Source organism: Rhodanobacter sp. C05 (assembly GCF_002001165.1).
GTDB lineage: Bacteria > Pseudomonadota > Gammaproteobacteria > Xanthomonadales > Rhodanobacteraceae > Rhodanobacter.
The window spans coordinates 200,259-226,318 of the sequence record NZ_MUNQ01000018.1; the positions used below are offsets into that span (position 1 = coordinate 200,259).

Sequence of the window (26,060 nt, forward strand, 5' to 3'; positions counted from 1 at the left end):
TGAACATGGACGAGCGAATCGCTGACAATAGTCCTCGGGCAGATGCGGACGACGAGGCCGGAGTGTGGTTTGTGCGGCTGCTGGAGCCGGACTGCCCGGAGCACGTGCGCGCCGAATTCGAGCGCTGGCGCGCAGCCAGTCCGGTGCATGCCGCCGCCTACCGGGAGACCGTCTACCTCTGGAAACAGAGTGAGGATGCGGTAAAGGATGTCGCGATCATGGTGGCCGCGAATCGTGCGCTGCATTCGTCCCACCCCGAGCCCCGGCTGTTGCATCGCTGGTTCTACCCGGCGGCGGCCTTGACGTTTTCGGCGGTTCTCGCCCTGGTGGTGATACCGCGCTGGTACGTGGCGCCCACCGATCCGCCTGGCACCCATTACGCCACGATCACAGGCCAGCAACGCACCGTGCATCTCAAGGACGGCTCATCCATCGTGCTGGACACCGACACCGAGCTGGTCGAACGTTACAGCGAGAGTAGGCGGCGCATCGATCTGCTGCACGGACGGGCCCAGTTCCAGGTGCAGGGCAACCCGGCGTGGCCGTTTGTCGTGCATGCCGAGAGCGGCACGGTGACCGCCGTCGGCACCGAATTCCAGGTACGCATAAATGGCGACAGGACAGCCGTGACCCTGCTGAAGGGCAAGCTCGCCATCGCCACCCAGCCGCAGACCGGCACACCGCAATTCGCGTCCCTGGTGGCTGGCGAGCAATTGGCGTTCGACCAGTCCGGCCGCATCGATCCCGTGCATTCTGCCGATGTCCAGGGAGCCGAGGGATGGACCAGAGGAAAACTGTTCGCGCATGACTGGCGCTTGCCGGATCTGCTTGCCGAAATGAATCGGTACAGTGCAATCCAGCTGCAGATCGGTGATCCATCGCTGCAGGACATACGCATCAGTGGTGCTTTCCATGCCGGGGATCAGGCAACCCTGATCCAGGCCTTGCAGCAAGGCTGGCCGATCCGTGCCGACCGCGTTTCCGCCCAGCGGGTCGTGCTGCTTCGTCGCAGATAATTCCTGCTTATCTCCCTCGGTGGGAGAGATCGGCAACAGCTGCGCTTCTCTCAAAATTTCCTAGTAGGCCTTTTCCCTCGTCCCCCGTCTTAAGAAAGGCGACGCTGAAATATGCCGATGTACAGGGAGCGTAGGGGACATCGGTATCCGGTGGTCTTGCAGGTCGCTGGACAAATCCTGGTGAGTGGAGGGCCGCCCCGAGGCGGCAATGACTTAACGCGTGGGGCTGATGCAGCCGCGATAGCTTCGTGCGTCCTAAAAAAATCCATGGGAGTTCACTAAATGTCGAGCAGTTTTCAGTTTTCGGGGTATCGCAAGGCGTTGTTGCCGGCGGCTCTGTCGTTGGCCATGTTCAGTCTGTCTGCGCATGCCGCTGATACATGGGTATCGACGAATACACACGCCAGCATTCAAAAGAGTGCTGTCGCGAATGTATCCACGCTGGTCATGACCGGCCACCCGGCCATTGATGCCTCGCAGATCATGCCGCTGGAGGCAAGCAAGCAACTGCATGTCGTGCTCAGCCTGAACCTGCGCAATGCAGCACAACTGCAGACCTTCCTGCGCGAACTCAACCAGCCGGGCAGCGCCAATTACCACAAGTACCTGACTCCGGCGCAGTTCAAGGCCCAGTACGCTCCGACGGACGCCCAGGTGCAGGCCGTGGTGGCGCATCTGCAGAAGTACGGCTTCAGCAACATCAGCGTGACGCCGAACAACATGCTGGTCAGTGCCAATGGCACCCCGATGAGCGCCAGCGGTGCGTTCAACACCAGCCTGAAGACCTTCAGCTACAACGGCAAACAGCATTTCGCGAACGATACCGATGTGGCGGTGCCGCAGGCATTGGGTGGCATCGTGGGCTCGGTACTCGGTCTGCAGGACATCAACAAGCCGCACGTGATGTCGCATCGCGTGACGCCGGACATGGCGGGCACGATGGCCACGGGTAGCCAGGTCGGTCATCAGCCGACGGATTTCCCCACGATCTATGACGTCGGCAGCACGGCGAATGCCTCGAACACCACGGTGGGCATCATCACCTGGGGCGACATGACCCAGACCATCAAGGATCTGAACACCTTCACCAAGAACGCCGGCCTGGCCACGGTCAATACGCTGACCGTTCCCGGTGGCAGCGGCACTCTGGCCAGCGACGGCGACGACGGCGAATGGGCGCTGGACAGCCAGGACATCACGGCGGTTTCGGGTGGCGTCAAGCAGCTGATCTTCTACGCAGCCATCAACGGCGACAGCAACGACAGCGGGTTGACGGATGCGACCATCACCGCGGCCTACAACACCGCCGTGACCGCCAATGTCGCCAAGGTCATCAACGTGTCGCTTGGCGAGGACGAGACGGCGGCCAACAACTCCGGCACCCAGGCGGCGGACGACAAGGTCTTCGTGCAGGCTGTCGCGCAGGGCCAGACGTTCTCGATCGCCGCCGGTGATGCGGGCGTCTATCAGTGGTCGAGCGATCCGACCGAAGGCGCGCCGGGTTATGTCGCCAATTCCAGCGGCACCGTCAAGATCACCCTGTCGCACTATGGCGTCAGCGAGCCGGCCACCTCGCCGAATGTGATTGCGGTGGGCGGCACCACGCTGAGCACCACCGGTACCACCACCTGGGCTGGCGAAACCGTCTGGAACGAAGGCCTGGCCGCGGTCGATCCGAACAACGGCGACAACAACAAGCGCCTGTGGGCGACCGGCGGCGGCGTGAGCCTGTTCGAGGCGGCACCCGCCTGGCAGACCACGGCGCTGGGTTCCTCGGTGACCAAGCGTCAGGTACCTGACCTCGCGTTCGATGCGGCTTCATCCACTGGCGCCATCATCGTCGCCAACGGCCAGACCGGCCAGCAGTACGGCGGCACCAGCCTGGCTTCGCCGATCTTCGTGGGCATCTGGGCGCGTATCGAGTCGGCCAACAGCAATTCACTCGGCCTGCCGGCCCAGAACATCTACACCTATTTCCCCAAGGACGCCACGGCGCTGCATGACGTGACCTCGGGCAACAACGGTTACAACGGGTACGGTTACAACGCTGCCGCCGGCTTCGACAACACTACCGGCTGGGGCAGTCTGGACATCTCCAAGTTCAGCGCCTACGTCACCAAGTACTGGGGCGGCAGCAGCAGCGGCAGCACACCCGTGGCCAGCTTCACCGATACGGTGAGCAACCTGACTGCGAGCTTCACCAACACCTCCACGGATACCGGCGGCACCATCAGCTCGTACGCCTGGAACTTTGGTGACGGCAGCACCTCGACGGCGGCCAGCCCGAGCCACACCTACACCGCGGCGGGCACGTACACGGTGTCGTTGCAGGTGACCGACAACACCGGTGCCACCAGTACCAAGACTGGCTCGGTGACGGTAACAGCCGCCGCCGCTGGCAATCCGGTGGCCGGCTTCACCGACACGGTGAGCGGTCTGACCGCAACCTTCACCAACACTTCCACGGATACCGGCGGCACCATCAACTCGTACGCCTGGAACTTCGGTGACAGCAGCACCTCGACCGCAGCCAGCCCCAGCCACAGCTACGCAGCCGCAGGTACCTACAGCGTGTCGCTGAAGGTGACCGACAACACCGGTGCCAGCAGCACCAAGACCGGCTCGGTGACGGTCACCAGCAGCGCTCCGACCCAACTGCTGGGCAACACCGGCTTCGAAACCGGTGCAGCCTCGCCGTGGACGGTGAGCTCGGGCACGCTCTGCAGCACCAGCAGTTCCTCGTCCAGCTATTGCGGCAGCGGCGAAACCTCGCATGCGGGTACCTGGTTCGCATGGCTTGACGGTTATGGTGCTTCGCACACCGACACGGTCTCGCAGCAAGTGGTGATTCCGAGCGGCAAGACGACCGCAACCTTGCAGTACTACCTGCATATCGACACCACCAAGACCACGGCAGTCGACACCCTCAAGGTGCAGGTGCTGAATACGTCGGGCACGGTGCTGGCGACGGTGGGTTCCTTCACCAACTTGAACAAGAACACCGGTTATGCCGTCGAGACGGCCAACCTGGCTGCGTACATCGGCCAGACGGTGGTGATCAAGTTCACCGGTGCGGAGACCTCGTCCTCGGGCAACACGGACTTCACGCTCGACGACGTCACCTTGACCGTGCAGTAAGTCGAGGGACCAGTCGGTCATGCAAGTCAGGATGACTGTTCCTGTTTCTTTCGAGTAGCCGGATACAGGATGTGACCGGCGATCTTGAGTTGTGCCAGCAGGAAGCCATGGCATGTTGAACAACCGGGACTGGATGCCCGGGCGGATGGGTGGGGACAGGGACGTGACCGCCCATTGCATGGTGTCACCGGGCCCGGCCAGCGATGGCCGGGCTTTTTGTGTCTGATGTCTCCAACGGCGTCAGAGCGCCCTATGCCTGCGGCCACACAGTAAGCACCTCCAGGATCCTGACTGCGCAGGCGATCGCCCCAGTGCAACATCGCCCCGCATATCGGTGTGCCTGCGATCGAGCAGGTGCTTTCGCAGGTCGCACCATGTTCTACTTGTGCCGTCGCGCTACGCTCTCCGCATGGGCATGACTTACTGGTGAATTTGCGCTTGTTCAACCGCATGTCTTGCGAACGGTCGTCGATGGCGGACATGGTCCGCTGTCGCGCTGACCGTGGAAGCAGCACTGGATATGCTTTCAGGCATGGGTTGCCGTCTGGTTCCCGTATGCTGGCAGACGAGCCTGGATGGCAGGCGGGGTTTCGGGTGGCCGGTAGTACGCGCGGCTCTCCTCGCGAGTGTTCCGTCAGAAGGGCACAGGGTTCCGGTCGCTGCAGGGCATTGGGCCGGTATTTGCTGCTGGCAGCGTTAGGTAGCGCGATTCTCGCGATTGCCGTGCCGGTCTCGGCGCACACGCCACCGATCCCGACCCGGCAATACGCCATTGCACCGGGCAGCTTGCGTGATGCTCTGGATGCGCTGGCGACACAAGGCAATGCGCAAATCATCTACGCGCCCGAGCTGGTGGCGGGGAAGCGGGCGCCAGGGATTTCGGGTCGCTATACGCTCATCAACGCCCTGCGGCTGCTGCTGACGGGCACACCACTGACCTGGAAGACGGTCAATGACTCGACCATCGTGCTGCAACCGGCATTGCTCCCCGACAAAGTCATGCATGCCGTGATGACAAGGGAGCCGATCAGCGCCCCCAAGACACTCGAAACCATCAATATCAGCGGCTCGCTGATTGGCAATATCCAGATCCAGACGGCCACCCCGACCTACACGATTTCCTTCGAAGAGATCAGGACAAGCGGTTTCAACAGCGTGGCCGAGATTCTGCAGAACTCCGTGCTTGCGTCCGGCTCGGTGCAGGGACCCCAGCTGGCAGGTTCGTTCACCCAGGGTGCTCGGGCGATCAGCCTGTTTGGCCTCGGCCCGGAATTCACGTCGATCCTGATCGATGGCAAGCCGGTGGCGAATTTCGGCAGGCTGTACGACGGCACGATCAACTTCAGCAACCTCGCCAATATTCCCATGTCGATGATCGACCATATCGACGTGATGCCGGGTGGAAGCTCGACGATATACGGATCGCAAGCCGTGGCTGGCGTGATCAACATCGTGACCAGGCAGCATATGGACGGTGGCGAGATATCGGTGGGCACGGGCGATTTTGCCGACGGCGGTGGCGCCAGCCAGCGCATGAGCTTTGCCTACGGTCACGATTTCCAGAAGCTCAGCGTGCTGGCCATGCTGGAATTCGACAACGCGGCGCCGATCTGGGGCTACCAGCGCCCCCTGACCGCTGGCCCTCCGTCTGGTGGAACGAGCATGCCCAGCATCCAGTCGGGCATTCTCAACTACGGCACGATCGACAGCTTCACCGGATATCCGCTGGGATTTCTCGATCCTCCTGCCGGATGCAGCAGCAACCTGTTCGGTGGCAGCACGGCTCTGATCAACATCAGTGCATCCTCGAATCTTGCAGGGCACTATTGCGGCTCGCCCAAGATGGCTGGCTATACCACCTACAGCAATCAGAGCCGAAGTTACGACGGCATGCTCAAGCTCAGGTACGACGTCAACGACAAGCTTCGTCTTTACAGCGATGTGCTGCTGGACTGGCAACAGCAGAAATGGTTTCCTGCAGTGCTCGAGTGGTTTCCCGACGATCTGCCGGGAGGCGCGATCGAAGATGCCGGCAGCGGCAACATCCTCTATCCCGAAAAGAGTTTTGCTCCGGAAGAAATGCTGAACGGCACTGCCGGTCAGATGGATCGACAGCAGGATCTGCTGTACCAGATCGACATCGGCGCGAATGGGCAGTTCGGCGAGTCCGACTGGGACTGGGACGCCTACTATCTGCGCTCCGGTGATCGCACGGAGGTCGTGGAATCCCTGGCCATTGCCGACGAGATCGATCGGTTCTTCGTCAACATGTTCCAGCCGACAGGCAGTAGCGATCCCGCCACGGGCCTTGCCCTCTATCAGCCAAACTACACGGCATTCTTTCAACCCGTCACGCCGGCACAGTACGCGAGCTTCACCGAGGGTGTCGGCGAATCCAGCAACACATGGATCAACAGTACGCGGCTCACCATCAGCAACACGCGCCTGTTCCATCTCGCCGGGGGCGATGCCGGACTCGCCGTTCTGGCCGAGGGCGGCAACGAGGCGTGGTACCAGCCGCTCAATCCGCTTTTTGCCGATGCGGACATCTACGAACATGCCACGACCGGTGGCGGTGGCCGCCGCTCGCACCTCGCCAGCGCGTTCGAACTGAACCTGCCGCTGCTGAAGCAGCTGACGGTCGACCTGTCCGGCCGCTACGACCATTACGCCCTGGATGACGGCAGCGACAACAGCAAATTCACCTACAAGGCCGGCATCGAATATCGTCCTTTCGACAGCCTGCTGCTGCGCGGCAATTACGCCACGGCATTCAAGGCACCGGATCTGTCCACCATTTATCTGGGCCCTTCCGACTATTACACGCAGGTCACCGATTACTACTTGTGTGCCCAGGCACAGAGCAGCAATTGCAGCGAGTACCAGACCAGTGTTCTGGGCGAGTCGCGGGCCAGTCGCAGCTTGCAACCCACGACTGCACGGAGCTGGGCGGTTGGCGCGATCTGGTCGCCGGACAGCCGGTTCAGTGCAAGCATCGATTACATTCATGCCAGCATCGACGACGAGATCGTCGCGCAGAGCACGGATCTCCTGATGCAGCAGGATGCGCAGTGTCTGCTCGGTCAAATCAATCCTGCTTCCGCCGAGTGCCAGGCCATCACCAATGCGGTCAATGGCCAGGTGCAGCGCGCCGATCAGGGCGGCGTGCCTGGGCCCGTCATCGGCATCACCACCTACTACGCCAATCTTGCCAATGAGGTGACGGATTCGCTCATCGCCAGCGGCAGGTATCAGTCGGACCCGACGCGTCTGGGCAAGTTCGGCCTGCAGCTCGACTACAGCGACATGCTCAAGCACAGCTATCAGCTGGCGCCCGGCCAGCCTCCATTCGACGAGTTGGCCAATCCCCTGTACAGCGCGGGATTCAAGAGCGTGCTCAGCGGAGCATTGAGCTGGACCAGTCCCAATGGCCAATGGAAGAGCACATGGTACGGACACCGCTACGGATCTTCACCCAACTACACAGCGGCCACCTACGGTGCGGCGTATGCAGGCTCCGGCTGGCTGCATCCCTGGATCACGTTCAACTGGAGCCTGCGGTATACCCCGATCGCCAATCTGGATCTGGCCGTCCTGGTCAACAACATCGCCAACCGGATGCCACCGGTTGATGCGACGTACACCACGTATCCGTACTTCAACGTGGAAAATTACAACATCTATGGCCGTGAAATCCTGCTCCAGGCAACCTTGAAATTCGGCGGCAAGATCCACTGATGCGGACGTTCGCCTGACTCATGGTGGCATCTCCCGCATCGCATGCCGGGTGGTTGCCGGGGTGTGATCTTCGGCGCCCCCGCGTTGTTCCGGCTGACCGCACTAGATCGCCTGCTTGCCATAGCGGTACTCCGCCAGCAGCCACAGCTTGCGCTGGCTCACGCTGAAACTGCCGGCGCGGTAGTCGCCGTACTGCAGTTCCAGACTCAGGCGTGCGTCGATGTTCGCACGCAGGCCGGCGTCGATTTCGTCGCCGTAGCGCGAACCGCTGCCGCTCACCGGCTGGAAGTCGTGATAGGTGACCTGCCAGGTCAGCTGGTGCCAGGGCAGATCGCCGTAGACGCCGCCGTAGCGATCGAGCAGGCCATGCGGGGGAATGCTGAAAACGCCGACCCAGCCATCGAAGCTGTGGCCCGAGCCATAGGCGATGTTGAATGCGGTGTGGCCATTGCCGCCCAGCGATTCCTCACCCAGTCGCGCCGATAGCGCAGGCAGGCCGTAGCCCAGCTCGAACAGGTGGTAGGGCAGGCTGAAGTGGGTCGGATTGTTGTCGTAATTGTTCTGGTGCGCCGCTTCCAGCGTCCAGCTCAACCTGGTGGTGCCGTCCTGCAACGGCACCTTGCCGGTCCAGCGTGCGCCTTCGGTGCGCACGGAATTGGTGGTCAGGGTCAGGTTCTTGATGAAGTAGCCATAGGCGGTCAAGGTGCCCAGCGGCAGCGTTTGATCCAGATGCAGCAACTTCCCGTCGAGTTTCCAGCGGCGCTGGTTGATGTCGGGGAAGTCCGCGCCCACCGTGCGATTGACCTGGTCGATCCAGTCGAGACCAAGCGTGGTACTGCTGCCCAGTTTCACCTTGCCGGTGATGCCGTCGAACGACTGCGGATTCTGCCGCCAGGCGTTTGAGCTGAAGAAGCGCTTGTCGTCGAGGTTCAGGTACTGCCGTCCGGCGCGGACTTCAAACCAGTCATCGGTGTAACCGACCCAGGCGCTGCTGAGCTCGGTCGAACGCGGATCGGCCTCGGCCGGATACGGCGTGCGACGACCGGTCGTGTCGTTGTATTGCCGACCGAACAAGGACCATACCTTGGTGCCTTCCGCATACGCGGCAAAGTGTGGCGTCAGTGCCCACAGATAGCCCAGTTGCAGACGCAGCGTGTGGGCGTGGCCGGTATCCGCCAGGTTGTCCTGACGCAGCGTGCTGTCGCGATAGCGCAGGCCGATATACGGCGTGCTGACATAGGTGTTGGGAGTGTCGTCGGCGTGAACGACCTGCGACAGCAGCAGGCTTGCTGCGAGGATGTATTTGAGGCCCGTCATGTGATTCCTGGCGGTGGTTTGGTGGTGCATCCAGTCTGGGCATGAGACAGCCGCCAGGAAAAATGAGGCGTTGACATATGGATATGCCAATGAACACATTTTTCATGGCGGATATGGAATCAATTCAGACGCCAAGAGGTAAAGACGGCCAAATGTAAAATCTTTGTACATGGCGGTTGCGACGATCGGCCATTGCAGGGACAGGGCATGCCGTGCACGCCAGCGTGCACATCCGTGGCTGGATGTGGCGTCTGGTCAGTAGTGCGCGGTGCAGGGTTGATGTGAAGCGATGATCTTTCCGGTGCTTTTCGCCAAGAGACATATGCAAATGGCTTTTGGCCATTTCGGGGCGGATTCCGTAATGGCTAGGCTGGCCTTCCTGCTCAGTGGCTGGAGATGGCAATGAAAAAATCGCGGGTGATACTGGCGCTGCTTGGTACTGTGTTCGCGGCATCGGTGGCTGCCAGGGACGTCACGTTGCTGAACGTGTCCTACGACCCCACACGCGAGTTGTATCGGGACATCAATGCTGCGTTTGCCGCACAGTGGAAAGCGCAGCATGGCGATACCGTGACGATCCAGATGTCGCATGGCGGATCGGGCAAGCAGGCGCGCTCCGTGGTCGACGGACTGCCGGCCGATATCGTCACGCTGGCACTGGCTTACGACATCGACGCGGTGGCCGATCACGGGCTGCTCGCCAGGGACTGGCAGAAGCGCCTGCCGAACAACTCTTCGCCTTACACATCCACCGTCGTTTTCCTGGTGCGCAAGGGCAATCCGAAAGGCATCAGGGACTGGGCCGACCTGATCAAGCCAGGCGTGCAGGTGATCACCCCCAATCCGAAGACTTCCGGCGGTGCCCGCTGGAATTTTCTCGCTGCCTGGGGCTACGCCCTGAAGCAACCCGGCGGCAACGAGGCGAAGGCACGGGCTTATGTGCAGGCGCTCTACCAGCACGTGCCAGTGCTCGATACCGGGGCGCGCGGTGCCACCAACACCTTCGCGCAGCGAGGTGTCGGCGACGTGCTGGTGGCCTGGGAAAGCGAGGCGCTGCTGGCACAGCAGGAACTCGGCAAGGGCACGTTCGATATCGTCGTACCCTCGATCAGCATTCTCGCCGAGCCGCCGGTAGCGGTGGTGGACAGCAACATCGACAAGCACGGCAGCCGCGCCGTGGCCGAGGCCTACGTGAAGTTCCTCTACTCGCCGCAGGCGCAGGCCATCGAGGCGAAGAACTTCTATCGGCCACGTTTGCCGGAAGTGTCGGCCAGGTACGCCGCACAGTTTCCGAAGGTGAACACCTTCACCATCCACGACGTATTCGGTCACTGGCGTCAGGCCCAGGCGAAGTTCTTTGCCGATGGCGCCATCTTCGACCAGATCGGTCCGGGGCACTGAGGACCATCATGCGCCGGCGCATCCTGCCTGGTTTCGGACTCAGCCTGGGATATGCGCTGGCATATCTGGGTCTGATCGTGCTGCTGCCGCTGGCGGCGCTGGCATGGAAGGCATCGGGCATCGGTATCGGCGGCATGCTGCATCTGCTGAGTTCCCCGCGCACCCTGGCCGCACTCAGGCTCAGCTTCGCCGGCGCCATGCTTGCTGCCGTGATCAATGCCGGTTTTGGTCTGCTGGTGGCATGGGTGCTGGTGCGTTACCGCTTTCCCGGGCGTCGCCTGTTCGATGCCCTGGTCGACCTGCCATTCGCGCTGCCCACGGCGGTTGCCGGCATCGCACTGACTGCCTTGTATGCGCCCAATGGCTGGCTAGGTCGATGGCTTACGTCGTGGGGTATCCAGATTGCCTATGCGCCACCCGGCGTGATTCTGGCGATGGTTTTCGTGGGCTTCCCGTTCGTGGTGCGCACGCTGCAACCCGTGCTCGCATCGCTGGATCGCGATGTGGAGGAGGCCGCCGAAAGTCTCGGTGCCAGCCATCTGCAAACCTTCTTCCGGGTAATCCTGCCGGTGCTGGTGCCGACCCTGCTGACCGGTTTTGCGCTGGCGCTGGCCAGGGCGGTCGGCGAATACGGTTCGGTGATCTTCATTGCCGGCAACATTCCCATGCGCTCGGAAATCGCGCCGCTGCTGATCGTGGAAAAGCTGGAGGAATTCGACTACGCCGGTGCCGCTGCCCTGGGCATGGTGATGCTGCTTGCCTCGTTCATCCTGCTGATCCTGATCTCGCGACTGCAGCGCTGGAGCGGGCGCTGGGCGGAGCAACTGCAATGAGCCGGCTGAAACGCCAGCCGCCCTGGTCACGCCAGATCGGACGCGTGCTGCTGGCTCTTGTGGCAATCAGCTTTCTGGTCCTTTTTCTTCTGCTGCCGCTGGCAGTGGTGTTTGTCGAGGCGCTCCGGCAGGGTCTGCATGTCTACCTGTCGAGCATCGGTCAGCACGAAGCGCTGGCGGCGATCCGGCTGACCCTGCTGGTGGCGGCGATTTCCGTGCCGCTGAATGTGGTGTTCGGTGTCGCGGCGGCATGGCTCATGGCGCGCTTCGAGTTTCGCGGCAAGGCGCTGCTTGGCGCCTTCATCGACTTGCCGTTTTCGGTTTCGCCGGTGATCTCCGGCCTGGTCTATGTGTTGCTGTTCGGCGCCCAGGGCTGGTTCGGATCGTGGCTGGGCGCACACGACATCAAGATCATTTTCGCGGTGCCAGGCCTGGTGCTGGCAACCATCTTCATCACACTGCCATTCGTCGCGCGCGAGCTGATTCCGTTGATGCAGTCGCAAGGCAGCGATGAGGAAGAGGCTGCGCGGGTGCTGGGCGCCGGCGGCTGGCAGATGTTCTTCCGGGTGACCCTGCCGAACATCCGCTGGGCCCTGCTGTATGGCGTGCTGCTGTGCAATGCCCGTGCAATGGGTGAATTCGGTGCGGTGTCGGTCGTGTCCGGGCACATCCGCGGCCTGACCACGACGATGCCGCTGGAAGTGGAGATGCGCTACAACGAATACGACTATGTCGGAGCCTTCGCCATCGCGACCCTGCTGGCTTTGCTTGCACTGCTGACCCTGGCGATCAAGACGTTGCTGGAGTGGCGATACAGCGACGAGATTGCCGCACATGCCCCCGGTGGCCATTGAGACTGCCATGACCTTGCAGCTTTCGCATCTGAGTCGCCGTTTCACCGGCATTCCTGCACTGGACGATGTCAGTCTGGCCATTGCACCCGGTGAATTTCTCGCACTGCTCGGTTCATCCGGTTCGGGCAAGACCACCTTGCTGCGCATCCTGGCGGGGCTGGATTATCCCGATGCCGGAACCGTGCAACTGGATGGTCGTGATTTTCTGGCGGCCGAAGCGCGTGAGCGCAAGGTCGGTCTGGTGTTCCAGCACTATGCGCTGTTCCGCCACCTTACCGTGGCGGAGAACGTGGCCTTCGGGTTGCGCGTTCGAGCGCGGAAATCGCGGCCTTCGAATGCGGATATCAACAGGCGCGTCGAGCAGCTGCTCAAACGGGTGCAACTGGATGGCTACGGCCGTCGCTACCCGGCGCAACTGTCGGGCGGTCAGCGCCAGCGGGTGGCGCTGGCGCGTGCGCTGGCGGTGGAGCCGAGCCTGCTGCTGCTGGACGAGCCCTTCGGTGCACTGGATGCGCAAGTGCGTGTCGCCTTGCGTCGCTGGCTGCGCGAGTTGCACGAGGAACTGAGGCTGACCACGGTCTTCGTCACGCATGACCAGGAAGAAGCACTGGAGCTGGCCGACCGCATCGCGGTCATGAACCATGGCCACATCGAACAGGTCGGCACGCCCGAGGTCATCTATCAGCAGCCGGCGACACCTTTCGTCTGCGAATTCATCGGCAAGATGAACAAGCTTGCGGTGACCTGTGCGGATGGCCGCATGAGCGTGGGTGACTGGGTGCTGGAGGGGCTCCCCGGGAACGATCGTCATGCCAAGGTGGTGGCCTATGTCCGCCCGGAACATCTGTCGCTGGGCCTGCCCGAAACCCGACCCGGATGGACGGCCCGGTTGCGGCATGTCTACCTGGCCGGCAGTGTGGCCCATCTCGAACTGCATATTCCCGCGATCGGCCAGACACTGGAGGCCGACGTGGGCGGCGAAGACGTAGCCCGGCTGGGCCTGCAAGTCGGCACCGAACTTCGTGTGGCGCCGCGTAGTGCCGTGGTGTTCGCCCTTGGTGAATCCGATGCCAGGCTGCCGTTCGAAGAGCGCTGGTTCTGGCAGGCACCGGATGCTGTTCCGCCGGTACCCAGGGCGACCAGCGTTGCTTCCATCGGCGAGGGTCGTGCACGCGCGGGGCGTTGCTCCTGATCGGGGCGTCGACTGGACGCCATGACTGCTGGCACATGTGAGCGCATCCGAGCTGGCGTATCTCGATCAGGCTGTACCGCCTGGTGGTCAGCCCGTTGGCATATCGCCATACGGACATAGCGCGGATCGCGACCTGCAGTCCGTGTCGAAGCCACCGCACAACTCCTGCCCGATGAGGTATCTCCATGGCAAACACGCGCTCAACGACGCTGATAGCGATTCTCTACGGCGGTTTCATGGCCGGCACGATCGACATTGGCGTCGCATCCCTGATCAACGGCATCAACCCATTGATCATCCTGCGTGCGATTGCCAGCGGCCTGCTGGGCAAGGCGGCGTTTCAGGGTGGCTTGCCGGTCTCGCTGCTGGGGTTGGGCTTGCAATGGGCAATGTCGTTGCTGATCGCGGCGATCTTCGTGTTTGCCGCGCGGCAATTGACCTGGTTGAACCGACGCTGGGTGAGCGCCGGCGTGCTGTACGGCGTAGTGGTATTCGCGGTGATGGAATATGTGGTCGTGCCGCTTTCCGCAGCATGGCCGAAACCGCATTTCACCACGCCGTCGTTTATCGAGAACCTGCTGGCGATGATGCTGTTCGGACTGATCGTGGCGTTCTTTGCACGCGGGTACTCCGAGTAGCGGGATCATCTGCACGATGCGGCGATTACACTGTGCCGATGAACAGCGCCGAGACGACATCGACGATCCGCCATGGCACGCCGGCGTTCCGTCGCACCAACCTCGCGTTGTTCGCTGCAGGCTTCGCCACGTTCGGCCTGCTGTATTGCGTGCAGCCGCTGATGCCGGAGTTCAGCCACGACTATGGCGTGAGCGCGGCGGTCAGCGCGCTGTCGCTGTCGCTGACCACCGGCGTGCTGGCGTTCGCGATGCTGTTTGCCGGTGCGCTGTCGGACGCGTGGGGACGCAAGTCGGTGATGGTGGTGTCGCTGCTGTCGTCCGCGCTGCTGGTGCTGGTGACTGCGCTGATGCCGAACTGGCCGGCGTTGCTGTTGGTGCGCACCTTGCTCGGGTTGACCCTGAGCGGCCTGCCAGCGGTGGCGATGACCTACCTCGGCGAGGAAATGCACGTCGAGTCGATCGGCCTGGGCATGGGCCTGTACATCAGCGGCAGCGCAGTCGGTGGCATGGGCGGACGACTGATCAGCGGTGTACTGGCTGATTTTTTCGGCTGGCGTATCGGCGTGGGTGTGGTCGGCGTGATCGGTGTGCTGGCGGGCCTGATCTTCTGGCGCGCGCTGCCACCGTCGCGGCATTTCGTGGCACAGCCATTGCGCTGGCGCATCCTGCTGGGGCGTTTCACCGGCATGTTCCGTGACCGTGGCCTGCCGTGGTTGTTTGCCGAGGGTTTCCTGCTGCTCGGCGCATTCGTCACGGTCTACAACTACCTCGGTTACCGCCTGCTGGCACCGCCGTACAGCCTGAGCCAGGCCGTGGTCGGGCTGATCTTCGGCATCTATCTGGTCGGCACCTTCAGCTCGGCGTGGATGGGCCATCTGGCCGGCCAGCTCGGGCGGCGCAAGGTGCTGTGGACGGCTTTCGCCTTGATGCTGTTCGGTGCGGTGCTGACGATGATGAAGCCGCTGCTGCTGATCATGCTCGGCATCGTGGCGGTCACCTTCGGTTTCTTCGGTGGCCATTCCATCGTCAGCAGCTGGGTCGGCCGCCGCGCCGGTGCGGCGAAGGCGCAGGCTTCGTCGATGTACCTGTTTTCGTACTACATGGGATCGAGTGTGGCCGGCGCCAGTGGCGGCCTGTTCTACGCCGCACATGGCTGGAATGGCGTGGCGCTGTTCGTCGGTGCGCTGGTGCTGGCGGGCCTGCTGATCGCACTGCGCCTGTTCCGCCTGCCGCCGCTGGTCAATGTGGCGACGCCGCCGACGCCGATGAGCAAGGGCGCGATGCCGTAGCGCCTGCACTCCTCCTCCCCCTGCTTGCAGGGGGAGGCCGGGAGGGGTAAGGCTCTTGATCTGAAGTGCGGGCAAGAGCACCCCACCCCAGCCCTCCCCTGCGAGCAGGGGAGGGGTAAAGGCTCAGCGCGTGGCCGGTTTCAGCATGTCCTTCACCGCGTCGTAGTCGCCATCGTTCGCTGCGGGCGGCAGGCCGAGCAGGTGCGTCATCAGCGGATAGACGTCCACATTCGGAAACGCCGGAACCTTCGCTCCCACACGGAACGCCGGGCCATGCGCCACGAACAGCGCCTGCATCAGCGGATCGGCATTGTCGTAACCGTGTTCGCCGATGCTCACGTCGCCCTTGTGGCTGGCGAGGTAGTCGGTGGTGGTGACGCGCCAGCCGACATTGGCCAGGCACAGCAGCTGCGGTACGCGCGGATTGCTGCCGTAGTGCAGGCGCGCCGGCACCCGTGTCTTGTCCCAGCACTGCATGTGCTGCTGTGGCTGCTCGAGTTGATGTTCGATCGCGGCGAAATCGCCGACAGCCTTCGCGCTGTCGTCCTTCGGGTTGAAGCCGGCCAGGATGCCCATGGCCACGGTCTGCACCTGGTCGAGCGGGATCAGCCGGTCGATCAGCACGCTGTTCGGCAGCGGCGTGCTGGCCATGCCGTGATCGGCCAGCACGATCAGGTTGATCCTGTCGAACAGGCCGCGTTGCCTGAGTCCCTGCACCAGCCGTGTCATCGCTTCGTCGGTTTCGCGCAGCGCATCATTCACCTGCGGCGTATCCGGTCCGTATTTGTGACCGGCGTGATCCACCGCATCGAAATACAGAGTGAGGAACGTCGGTCGCTGACCGGCCGGTTCATCCAGCCACGCCAGCACCTGATCCACCCGCTGGTCCGGCGTCACCTTGCCGTCGTAAGGCATCCACTCATCCGGATGGCGACCGTGGATGTTCGCCTCGGCGCCAGGCCAGAACATCGTCGCGGTACGCAGGCCATGCGCATCGGCGGTCTCCCAGATCGGCGTGCCCTCGGCCCACCAGCGGCCGTCGCTGACCGCCTTGCGATTGCCCAGCGAGAACTTGCCCAGTTGCGCATCGAACATCGTGTTGTTGACGATGCCGTGGTGATCCGGGTACAGGCCGGTGACGATGGTGTAGTGGTTCGGGAACGTCAGCGACGGAAACGACGGCTGCATCGATGCCGCCTGCACGCCGTCCTTTGCCAGCATCGCCAGCGTGGGGCTGAGGCCGCGGTCGATATAGTCGTAACGATAGGCGTCGATCGAGATCAGCAGCAGCGGCGCAGGCTGGGCGGCAGTCGACACGGTGGTCGCTGGCGCAACCGGCGGCTGCGTGGCGCAACCGGCGCCGAATGCCGCCAGCAGGCACAGCAGCAGGCGAAACGGGAATTTCATGGGGGGAGTCCTACGATGTGGCAACCATCCGCACATGATCGCGCACTGTCATGACCATTACACGCTTCGTCACGCATTTTTCCGTTACGCATGCCCTGCTGCTCGCCGGCATCATCGCACTGCTGCCTTTCGGTGCAGCCTGTGCCGCGCAGTCCACCCAGGCGCAGGCTGCGCAGTTCCAGCAGACCGTGCAACAGCAGCAGACGCGCGACCAGCTGCAGAAGAGCCAGCAGCAACAGCAGCTGCATCAGGACGTATCGGACAACGCGAAGCGCCCGCTCGCCGACAACCCGCAGGCGCAGCAGCAGATCGAACAGGCCGATCGTGCGCAGCAGGATCGCGATCGTGCCGCTCAGCGGGCCTTGCTCGATCGCCAGCAGGATGCCGCCGGCTTGCCACGTGTCGTGCCGCAACCGCAGCCGGCGCCAACCAACGGCGGCTGAGCGGTCGCTTCAACGGGACGAGGGGCGCAAGGCCAACCCCAGCAGCACGATCAAGCCAGCCAGATCCAGCCAGGCGAACCAGTCGCCCCAGCGCGCATACAGCGTATGCGTTTCGCGCAACGGCAGCTCGCCGACCAATTCGGCGTCGTGCTGCTCGCTGGAAGCCTCGGCCAGCACGCGACCGCGGTCGTCGCTCAGCGTGAGGCGGCCGGAGCGGGCGGCACGCGCGATGGCGAAACCGCTTTCCACGCCGCGCATGATCGCCATGCGGCTGTGCAGCCAGCCATCGATGCTGAAATCCCACGCCGGCGCCAGCAATAGCTGGGCATGGCGCGCGGCATAGGCATGGCCGATGTCATGGAAATCCATGTCCTTGCAGATCGCCAGTCCGATCCGTGGCGTGCCGTCGAGCAGGGTATAGCTGTCGCCCGGCGTGTACTGCCTTTCGAAGCCGGGGATCAGGTGATGCTTGCTATAGGTGGCCGGCGAGGTGGCTCCCTGCTGGAACACCATCACCATATTGCGTTCGGCGTGTGGATCACCCTTGAAGTCGATGCCGGCATCCACGATCAGACCATGTTGCTGCGCCAGCTGCGCGAACGCAGGCACGCTGGCGTCGGTGGTGGCGAAGGAGGTTTCCGGGATCAGCACGACCTTTGCGCCCTTGTCGGCGAGGCGACCGATCGCATCGACGTAACGCGCTTCCAGCGCCTGCCCGTCGGCATCGTGCAGTGCGGGGCGTATCGGTTTCTCAAGCGACACCAGACCGACGCGCAGCGTTGCCGTGGCCGGCGCCTGAAGTCGCCAGCCGCCGTAGCCGAGCGCAGCCACGATCAACAGTACGGCAGTCGCCGCCGCCGGCATGCGGCCATGTTTCGGCGCCTGCGGCGCGATCTGCACGGCGATCGCCGCCGGCAACAGCAAGACCAGGAAGCCGATACCCCAGATGCCGGCAACAGCGGCGACCTGGATGACGGGCAGCGCATCCATCTGCGTGTAGCCGATGCTGCCGAACGTGCCGTGCGGCGAGACCAGGCTGTTGACGTATTCGACGGCAACCCACACTGCCGGCAGCGCCAACATCGCCGCAAGCGCGTGGCCGCGCAGCAACAGTCGCCGGAACAGCAGCACGCACAGAGCGAACACGAGCGCAGGTGTGCCAACGGCGTTGATGATCATCGCCAGCGGCAGGCCGATGTACCCGTGCAGGTAGTCCCATTGATCGAGTCCGCCGATCGCATACGCGATGAAGGCTGCCAGCGCCGCCCAGTGGGCGCGAACCCGCGGTGTGAGCCACAGCACCGGCAGCGGTGCCAGCCAGGTCAGCCACCACAGTGGTTGCACGCCGCTGCCGAACCACCAGCCCAACGCGGCCAGTGTGGTCGCTGCCAGCCAGGCGGGCAGCGCGAAACGATCAAGCCTTGATGCCATCGATCAATCTCCCCAGCGATTGCAGATAGAAGGCGCGGAACTGCGCCTCGTCGTAACTGAAGCGGCCGGCGCGGTAGAGCGCGACCAGACCATGCTGCTGTGCCCATACCGCCATCGTGACGTCGTACGGGTCGTCCTGTTTCAGCACGCCCTGCGCCATGCCTTCGATGATCGTATCGAGGGCGACATTGAAAGTTGGCGAGCGACGCGCGTGAAAATCCTCCGGATAGCGTCGTGCATCGTCGCGGCGTACCGAGAACGCATGGTCGAACAAGTGCGGATGCGCCAGCGCGTAGTCGAGGTACGGCTCCAGCAGCGCCATCAGGCGCTTGAGCACGTCAGGGTCGCTGGTGCGCTGTGCCCAGGTCTGTGCGGTCGTGTTGAAGGCATCGTCGGACAGCCGTTTCAGCAACGCCTCGCGATTCGGGAAATGCCGGTAGATCGCCATCGGCGTGATGCCGACCGCGTCGGCGACCCGTCGCATGCTGACGGCATCGGCGCCCTCGCGATCGAACAGCTTGTGGGCTGCGCGCAGGATCTTTTCCGGCGTGGTTAGCTTCTTCATGTATACAGTGTATACATGCGATTTTCATCGCGTCAATATCGAGCAGAATCGAGCAAGAGCAAATAGCCGTGCGGCCCTGTGGCCTCATTCGAGCAGCCTCAAGTCGTCACTCCTGCGCAAGGCCCCAAGTCGTCATTCCGGCGCAAGGCCCCAAGTCGTCATTCCGGCGAAGGCCCCAAGTCGTCATTCCGGCGAAGGCCGGAATCGCACTTGCTTTCCCCTTCCTCGCTGATGAATGGCCTGTTCCCGCAGATAAAGCGATTCCGGCCTGCGCCGGAATGACGAGCTGGGTGTCGTGTCGAGCCAGTGCCACGCGGAAAGTTCGCAACTTAGAGCGAACTGACGAACAAATCGCCGCGCGCGACACGATCCTCCATCGCCAGCAGAAAGCGCTTCGTCGGCAGGCCACCGCCGAAACCGGTAAGGCTGCCGTTGCTGCCGATCACGCGGTGGCAGGGCACGATGATCGGCAGCGGGTTGCGACCGTTCGCGGCGCCCACAGCGCGTACCGCAGCAGGCTGGTCGATGCGTCGGGCCACTTCGCCGTAGCTGACCGTGATGCCATACGGTATCCGCTTGAGCTCGTCCCATACGGCAAGCTGGAACGGCGTGCCCAACGGATGCAGCGGCAAATCGAACACTTGCCGTGCCCCGGCGAAATACTCCTCCAGCTGCACACGTGCGAACGCCAGTGCCTTGGACGAATGCACCCATGACGGTGATGCTGCCTTCGGGTGCCGGTTGGTTTCAAACCATACCTCGCGCAGGCCCGATGCATCGGCGACCAGGCGCAGCGTGCCGATCGGCGTGAGCATGTCGTCGTAATGGATTTTGTCAGCGGTCATGCTTTGCTCCGTTTCGCCGGCGCGGCATCGCTGGCACTGCGCCACAGATGCATCACCGCATACGCGCGCCACGGGCGCCACGTCTCGGCCAGCGCAGTGAGCGCTTTCGTACTCAGCTCGGGCGCATCGCCGGCGGCGACGCGGCGCAGGATAAGATCGGCGGCAGGAAACGCATCCGGATGACTCAACGCACGCATCGCCATGTAGTGCGCAGTCCATTCGCCAATGCCGGGCAGCGCGATCCAGCGCTCCACGAATTCGTCCAGCGGCTGCTCGGCGCGAAAGTCGATGCGACCGTCCAGCAACGCCTGCGCGACACCGCGGATCGTGGCGGCCCGTGCCGTGGTCACCCCGATCTCGCGCAGGTCTGCTTCGGCCAACCGCTCGGGCGACGGGAACAAGCGTTCGAGTCCTGGCAGCAACGGCACCGCCAGCCGCTCGCCGTAGCGGTGCACGATGCGCGTCGCCAGCGTACGCGCCGCCGCCACGCTGACCTGCTGGCCGAGCACGGCACGTACCGCGATCTCGAAGCCGTCCCAGCCGCCGGGCAGGCGCAATCCCGGGCGCTTGCGCAGCAGCGGCTTCAGCACGCCGCCGGCACCGAGCGTGGCGGCGATTGCCTGCGGCTCCGCGTCCAGGTCGAACATCCGCCGCAACCGCGTCACCACCGGCAACAGCTGCGCCGGCTGCGGGCAGTGCAGTTCCAGTTTCAGCGCATGCTCACCGTTCGGCCACGCGCTCAATCGCAGCCAGCCCGGTGCATCGGCACTGCCGAACACGCGCATGTAACTGTGCTCGTCGACCAGCTCCACACCCGGCAGCGAGCGTGTGCGCAGGAAGGCCAGCAAGGTCTCGAAGTCATACGGCGGCCGATAGCCGAGCCGCAGCACCAGCGCTTCGCCGACGACCGCGCGAGGATGCCGGCGCAGTTCGCGGGGCGGGATGCGGTTCGCCTGCAGGAATGCAGCATTGAAGCGGCGCAGGCTGCCGAAGCCCGATGCGAGCGCCACTTCAGTCACCGGCAGCGCGGTCTCGGTCAGCAGCTGCTTCGCAAACAACAGGCGCCGTGTTGTGTGCACGTCGATCGGCGGCGCACCAAGATGTTCGACAAACAAGCGCCGCAACTGCCGCGCGCCGATGTCGACACGTGCCGCCAGCTGCTCCAGCGAATGATCCGCGAGCACGCCGGCGTCGATCAGCTTCAGCGCACGCGCCACCACATGTTCGCCGCGCTGCCACACCGCATTGCCGGGCGCGAGCTCCGGCCGGCAGCGCAGGCACGGCCGGAACCCTGCGGCTTCCGCTGCCGCGGCGCTCGCGTAATAACGGATGTTCGCCGGTTTCGGCGACGGGGCCGGGCACACCGGGCGGCAATAGATGCGCGTGCTGGTGACGGCGGTGAAGAACAGGCCGTCGAAGCGCGCATCGCGACTCAGGCGGGCCCGTTCACAGACCTTGATGTCGGGCAGGGCGGCGATGGAAGGTTCGGACATGCACGCAGGTTAGCACCGGGCGCGAGGCCGGACTCGCCGTTTTCGGACATCAATGCCAAGCCGTGAATCAGCCTGCGCCGGCACCTGCCGGGCAACCAGTTTGTCGTCCCGCGTGGAACGCAGCGGCTTCGGCATCGCTTGCCGGCTTGCCTTCGTCACCGCCATCGAACGCAACACGCCACTGGCCATCGCGGCCACGCCGCCACACCGTGGAGAACTTGCCGATCGTGTAACGCGGCTTCGCGTTCGGTGCCGGATCCTCGAACAGATACGCACCACTGGAATTCGCCAGACGACCATCGTCCGTGACGACGACGTGCTGCGGATACCAGCCCAGATGCACGCTCTTGCCGGCGATGATTGCGGCCCAATTTTTCCGGATCGCATCATGTCCGCGCACCGGCTTGGCCGTGTTCGCATCGAAGATCGCATCTGCCTGGAGGTAGCCTGCAAATGCAGTCGAGTCGTGCTGCTCGACGCTTTGCGCAAACGACAGCTCGCGCTGCCATACCTCGCACGCGGCCTTGTCCGAGCCGGACGATGGCGTCGCGGCGAACGCGCCGGGCGAACAGACCAGCAAGATCGCGATCCAGGACATGCGTGACATGAGCTACCCCTCTCATCGTTGGAAAGACCAGCATCCACGCCGCGGCGGCAGGCCGCCAGTGCTGGAAGGCAGGCGCCGCATCACTTCGCCAGCTTCAGCGCAGCCTCCAGCACTTCGTCGCGCCCGGCGCGAATGCCGGCGATCGTCGGCGACACGGCCACATCCGGGCTTGTGCCGAGCGCGTGATAGCGGCTGACACCATCGTGATGTGTCACCTTCATGCCGGTAAAGATCAGCCGGAATCCGAGCGGGACATAGAACGATGTGATGTCTCCGTTCACCCCGCCGGTGGTCGCCCCGACAATCGTGCCCAGTTTTTCATCCTGCACGTAACCCATGATCGACTCGGCCTGGCTCATCGTGTTGCCATTGACGAGGAAGATCGCGTGCGACGTGAAATGCGGGATCGCGGGCTGGATGTCCCAGCCTTCGTCCTTGTAGCCGGCGAGTTCGCCAAACGGTCCGACATAGCGCGGAATGTGCATCCACTTCGCGTTCTCGGCGTGGTCGAGCAGATGGGCAACGATGGCGTGGCTGACGTTGAAATCCTTCGGGTAGCCACGCACGTCGTAAATCACCGCGCGTGCGCTTGCCATTTGCGCAAAGTTCGCCGAGAACTGCGCGATGTCGGTACGTGCCGCATCCACGTACCAGATGCCTGGTTTCAGTTCCGTGATCGGTGCGGGTCGGGCCGCGAGCGGCCCCGTCTGTTCGGTATAAGCAAGCGACACGGTGCTGGCTGATCCATTGGCGTGGACCAAGCCGAACGTGTGCGACTCCGATGCGGGCCCCCACTGCAGGCCTTGCGATGCCTTCCAGGGACGCTTGGATGGCTGGCCCGACATGAGAGCCTCGGCACGCTCTCTGGCCTGTGGCATGGCCACGCCATCGATCGAAGTGATGACATCGCCGACGTGGGCTTGATCGGGCACCGTCGTGGCAACAACTACCCACTGATGCTCGACTGGCTCAAGGGCGATGGGCAGGCTGGCCCACTTCTTTACCGTCGTGTCGACAACCGTGCCGTGTGCATCCTCGAGCGGAGCTTGCAGCCGCTGCAGGGCGCGTTTCTGTGCGGGCCGTGAATCCGCCTTGTCGGCGTCAGCCAACGCCCGTGGCAGGGCATCGTTCCAATCGACGTGGATCACGTCCCAGTACGGATAAAAGTGCCGAAACACGTTCCAGGCCACCACGATGTCGGCCTCACGCACCGCAGAAGAAGCCATCCCGGTTTTCGGATCAGGCAGTGCGGCCAGGCGGGCCTTGAGTGCCGCCAGTGCCGTGGCGCGATCCGGCATCGGACGCGCCTGCGCATCGGTCAAGGTCAGCGCGACCCGCGCCTTCAATCCGTCACCCAGCGGAAATTCAGCGGTTTTCCCCGCCACCGGGGGCGCATCGAACAAGGTCCTTGCGCCTGACTCGCCATGCGGGTTGGTGGCGATGCCGGTGAGCTGGCTGATCGCTGCGCGTGACGTTCTTTCACGCGCGTAGGCTGGATCTCTCGCCGGAAAGCCAAGGTAACGCCAGGCCACCAGCGGCTGCGTTGCAGTGTCGAGCGGCAACGCGGGAAATGTCGCTGCGTCCGCAACGATGTCGATGCCCGGTCCCAGCGGTTCGAACAGGGCGCTCAATTTTCCTTGCAGGTCGGCGCTGCCATGCGCCTGTTGTGCGTCGCTGACGCCGGCCACGGCGAAACGGTTCCAGTCGATGTCCCTTGCGGTGTCGCCCGGATAGAAATAACGGACCACGCCATAAAGCCTGGCGAACGCAGCCACCTGTTCGTGGCTTTGGCTGATGGCCTCAGTTGCTGCGCCCATGCCCGACGACGCGAGCAATGCCAGAACGGCACCAACAGCAACGCGTCCGATTGCATGCATGGGGTTTCACTCCTGTTGAACCGAGGCGGCAAGATAACCTGTGGCGTATCCGATGCTCCAGTCATTCATGGTGCCAGCGCGAAATGCGGGCGCATGAATGTCGACGCTTCCGACATGGTACGCATCCGCTTGATCATGTCGTGCACTTGGGAGTCGGGGGAGTAAGCGATGACGTTGTGGGTGCGCTGAACGCTCTCGCTCGCGTCGACACCCCCAGGCACGACGAAAATTCGATGGCTGGATGGTCCTGCAGGCGGCTGGCTCGACTGACATCTGCGTCAGGCCAGTGATACTGTCGCGACACATCTGCCAGGGGAGGCAAACATGGGTTCAGGTCCGCGTTGGTTGCTGATTGTGGCGATCATCCTGCTCGCCATTGGCGAGTGGGCATGGGGTATCTGGTCAGGGATGACACAGTTCCACCAGATGACTGCCGAGTTGGCGAAGCAGCAAGCTCCTCGCCACCTGGACGCCAGCAAGCTTCATCTTTTCACTCGCGCCGAGGTGAAGACGTTTCTCGCCGCAGCCAAACAGGCCGAGGCGATCAAGGATCCGTTGCAGCGCTGCGTGGCCTATCCCGATCCGCCTCGCAGCCACTGGTCGCCAGCGACGGTAGAGGCATATTGCCAGTACTACCTGCAACCGGTGCTCTCGTTCGCCGACGTGCAGACGCTTATCCAGAGCGGACATGCCGCCGATCTGGATCGCCGGCTTGCGCAGGATTTGCAGGCACAGCTGACCCGTCCCGAATCGCATGGTCTGCTTGATCGCACGTATTTCAGCGCTTTCGACGATGCTTCATTCGACGTCCGTTCGACGCTGGATGCGTGGAAACGCGCGTCGCCCTCCAGCGCCTTTGCCTACGCGGCCAGTGGCTGGGCTTATGTGGCCATGGCTTCAAAGGCACGCGGCGGGGCCTACATTCGCGATACGCCGCAAAGCAACATTGATGCGATGGACCGGTTGTTGTCGCAGGCCGATGCCGATCTGCAGCGCGCAGTTGCCCTGGATCCGAAGGTCACACCAGCCTATGTCGCGATGATCAAGGCCGGCTCGATGAGCCTTGGTAGTACCTATATCCAGGATGCCGCCAGGCGAGGTCTCGCCGCGGCGCCGGACAACTACGCGATCTACGGTTTGCTCAGCCATGCGGCGGAGCCCAAATGGGGCGGCTCGCTGGTCGCCATGGATCATGTCGCCGAACAGGCGCAGGCCCACGTAAAGCAAAACCCGCTGCTGGCGATCCTGCTGTCCGCGGAACCTGCTTACCGATACGACGTGTGCAACTGCGAATCGTCAGCCAACTGGTCGGCCTATCCCCTGGTATTCGACAACGTCGCCAGCACCGCTCTCCTCTCCAGTGCCGGTTATGCCGCCAGCGAGAATGGGCATTCCGAACAGGCAGCGATCTATCTTTCAGAGGTGTTGCGCTTTCAGCCGTGGGCCGACGACGCACGCCGGCGGCGTGATTCCAACCTCTCCGGCGTGGGCGAGTCCCAGATGGCGCTCGACGATGCCAACAGCCTGATCGCGGCTGATCCGAAAAATGCCGACAACTACCAGCTGCGCGGTACGGTCTACATGTCCCTCATGGACACTCGGCACGCCGAAAAAGACCTCGAGCGCGCGCTTGCCCTGAATCCCGACGACATCAATGTGCTCGTGCCGCTCGGCAGCCTCTACATCGACCAGACGCATGAGTGGGACAAGGCCTGGGATATCACCGATCGCATCATCCGCAAATATCCCGGCGGTCAGGCTGGCTGGGTCATGCGAGTCACCATCCAGGAAAACCAGCCGCGCGCTGGTTTGAACGAAAGCTATCGGTATTTCGTCAGCCACTTTGGCAATGATCCCAACCCCGGCATGCAATGGCAGATCAGCCACATGCGCGAGCTACTCGCCAAGGCGCCGCACGGCGATCCGGCCGGCAAAGGCCCCGAGTCTCGTTAGGGTCGGGCCGGTCAGCGCAGGCA

18 protein-coding genes and 1 pseudogene are annotated in these 26,060 nt (G+C 63.3%); 11 read left to right on the top strand and 8 right to left on the bottom strand.

Annotated elements, in window-relative coordinates; genetic code table 11:
* The first annotated feature begins 5 nt into the window (after positions 1-5).
* From B0E51_RS15515 to B0E51_RS15525, 3 genes are all read left to right on the top strand, one after another.
* Positions 6-1,016, top strand: coding sequence for a FecR family protein (locus tag B0E51_RS15515; RefSeq protein ID WP_168172654.1), 1,011 nt, complete (start codon positions 6-8; stop codon positions 1,014-1,016).
* 282 nt (positions 1,017-1,298) lie between these two features.
* Positions 1,299-4,154, top strand: coding sequence for a PKD domain-containing protein (locus B0E51_RS15520; RefSeq protein WP_077445762.1), 2,856 nt, complete (start codon positions 1,299-1,301; stop codon positions 4,152-4,154).
* Between the two features lie 669 nt (positions 4,155-4,823).
* Entirely contained in the window at positions 4,824-7,892 is a 3,069-nt protein-coding gene (locus B0E51_RS15525) for a TonB-dependent receptor (RefSeq protein ID WP_168172655.1), read from the top strand.
* 102 nt (positions 7,893-7,994) lie between these two features.
* On the opposite strand, the gene B0E51_RS15530 is transcribed toward B0E51_RS15525, so the two are convergent.
* Positions 7,995-9,209 (bottom strand): alginate export family protein, encoded by a 1,215-nt coding sequence (locus B0E51_RS15530; protein WP_168172656.1) that lies wholly within the window; start codon positions 9,207-9,209, stop codon positions 7,995-7,997.
* 402 nt (positions 9,210-9,611) lie between these two features.
* On the opposite strand from B0E51_RS15530, the gene B0E51_RS15535 reads away from it, so the two are divergent.
* The 6 genes and pseudogenes from B0E51_RS15535 to B0E51_RS15560 all read left to right on the top strand — a co-directional run bounded on the left by B0E51_RS15535 (position 9,612) and on the right by B0E51_RS15560 (position 15,416).
* Positions 9,612-10,610 (top strand): sulfate ABC transporter substrate-binding protein, encoded by a 999-nt coding sequence (locus B0E51_RS15535; RefSeq protein ID WP_077445765.1) that lies wholly within the window; start codon positions 9,612-9,614, stop codon positions 10,608-10,610.
* An 8-nt stretch (positions 10,611-10,618) separates the two neighbouring features.
* Positions 10,619-11,443 carry a sulfate ABC transporter permease subunit CysT gene (gene cysT, locus B0E51_RS15540; protein WP_077445766.1) on the top strand — a complete coding sequence of 275 codons (825 nt, stop codon included), beginning with the start codon at positions 10,619-10,621 and terminating at the stop codon, positions 11,441-11,443.
* Complete coding sequence (gene cysW, locus B0E51_RS15545; RefSeq protein ID WP_077445767.1) at positions 11,440-12,297, top strand: sulfate ABC transporter permease subunit CysW; 858 nt, start codon at positions 11,440-11,442, stop codon at positions 12,295-12,297. The genes cysT and cysW overlap by 4 nt, the downstream gene beginning before the upstream one ends.
* 7 nt (positions 12,298-12,304) lie before the next feature.
* Positions 12,305-13,351: pseudogene (locus tag B0E51_RS15550) on the top strand (TOBE-like domain-containing protein); the annotation flags it as partial.
* 323 nt (positions 13,352-13,674) lie between these two features.
* The gene (locus tag B0E51_RS15555) at positions 13,675-14,127 is read left to right on the top strand and encodes a hypothetical protein (protein WP_077445768.1); all 453 of its coding nucleotides are present in this window, start codon (positions 13,675-13,677) and stop codon (positions 14,125-14,127) included.
* Between the two features lie 38 nt (positions 14,128-14,165).
* On the top strand, positions 14,166-15,416 hold the full coding sequence (locus B0E51_RS15560; RefSeq protein ID WP_077445769.1) for an MFS transporter: 1,251 nt from the start codon (positions 14,166-14,168) through the stop codon (positions 15,414-15,416).
* 123 nt (positions 15,417-15,539) lie between these two features.
* On the opposite strand, the gene B0E51_RS15565 is transcribed toward B0E51_RS15560, so the two are convergent.
* Positions 15,540-16,823 carry an ectonucleotide pyrophosphatase/phosphodiesterase gene (locus B0E51_RS15565; RefSeq protein WP_077445770.1) on the bottom strand — a complete coding sequence of 428 codons (1,284 nt, stop codon included), beginning with the start codon at positions 16,821-16,823 and terminating at the stop codon, positions 15,540-15,542.
* Positions 16,824-16,873: 50 nt separating this feature from the next.
* Here B0E51_RS15565 and B0E51_RS15570 point away from each other — a divergent pair, with 50 nt between their 5' ends.
* Positions 16,874-17,266 carry a hypothetical protein gene (locus B0E51_RS15570; RefSeq protein ID WP_077445771.1) on the top strand — a complete coding sequence of 131 codons (393 nt, stop codon included), beginning with the start codon at positions 16,874-16,876 and terminating at the stop codon, positions 17,264-17,266.
* Between the two features lie 9 nt (positions 17,267-17,275).
* Here B0E51_RS15570 and B0E51_RS15575 read toward each other — a convergent pair whose 3' ends face one another.
* The 6 genes from B0E51_RS15575 to B0E51_RS15600 all read right to left on the bottom strand — a co-directional run bounded on the left by B0E51_RS15575 (position 17,276) and on the right by B0E51_RS15600 (position 24,084).
* Complete coding sequence (locus B0E51_RS15575) at positions 17,276-18,697, bottom strand: nitrilase-related carbon-nitrogen hydrolase (RefSeq protein WP_077445772.1); 1,422 nt, start codon at positions 18,695-18,697, stop codon at positions 17,276-17,278.
* Complete coding sequence (locus B0E51_RS15580) at positions 18,681-19,262, bottom strand: TetR/AcrR family transcriptional regulator (RefSeq protein WP_077445773.1); 582 nt, start codon at positions 19,260-19,262, stop codon at positions 18,681-18,683. The genes B0E51_RS15575 and B0E51_RS15580 overlap by 17 nt, the downstream gene beginning before the upstream one ends.
* Positions 19,263-19,591: 329 nt before the next feature.
* On the bottom strand, positions 19,592-20,107 hold the full coding sequence (locus B0E51_RS15585) for a methylated-DNA--[protein]-cysteine S-methyltransferase (protein WP_077445774.1): 516 nt from the start codon (positions 20,105-20,107) through the stop codon (positions 19,592-19,594).
* Entirely contained in the window at positions 20,104-21,600 is a 1,497-nt protein-coding gene (locus tag B0E51_RS15590) for a DNA-3-methyladenine glycosylase 2 (RefSeq protein ID WP_077445775.1), read from the bottom strand. Before B0E51_RS15590 ends, B0E51_RS15585 begins: the two co-directional genes overlap by 4 nt.
* A gap of 67 nt (positions 21,601-21,667) precedes the next feature.
* Positions 21,668-22,207 (bottom strand): nuclear transport factor 2 family protein, encoded by a 540-nt coding sequence (locus tag B0E51_RS15595; protein WP_077445776.1) that lies wholly within the window; start codon positions 22,205-22,207, stop codon positions 21,668-21,670.
* An 80-nt stretch (positions 22,208-22,287) separates the two neighbouring features.
* Positions 22,288-24,084: a S41 family peptidase gene (locus B0E51_RS15600; RefSeq protein ID WP_077445777.1), complete on the bottom strand. Its 1,797-nt coding sequence runs from the start codon at positions 24,082-24,084 to the stop codon at positions 22,288-22,290.
* Positions 24,085-24,408: 324 nt separating this feature from the next.
* Between B0E51_RS15600 and B0E51_RS15605 the strand changes: the two genes are divergently transcribed.
* The gene (locus B0E51_RS15605; protein WP_143525951.1) at positions 24,409-26,037 is read left to right on the top strand and encodes a DUF4034 domain-containing protein; all 1,629 of its coding nucleotides are present in this window, start codon (positions 24,409-24,411) and stop codon (positions 26,035-26,037) included.
* The last annotated feature ends 23 nt before the right edge of the window (positions 26,038-26,060 follow it).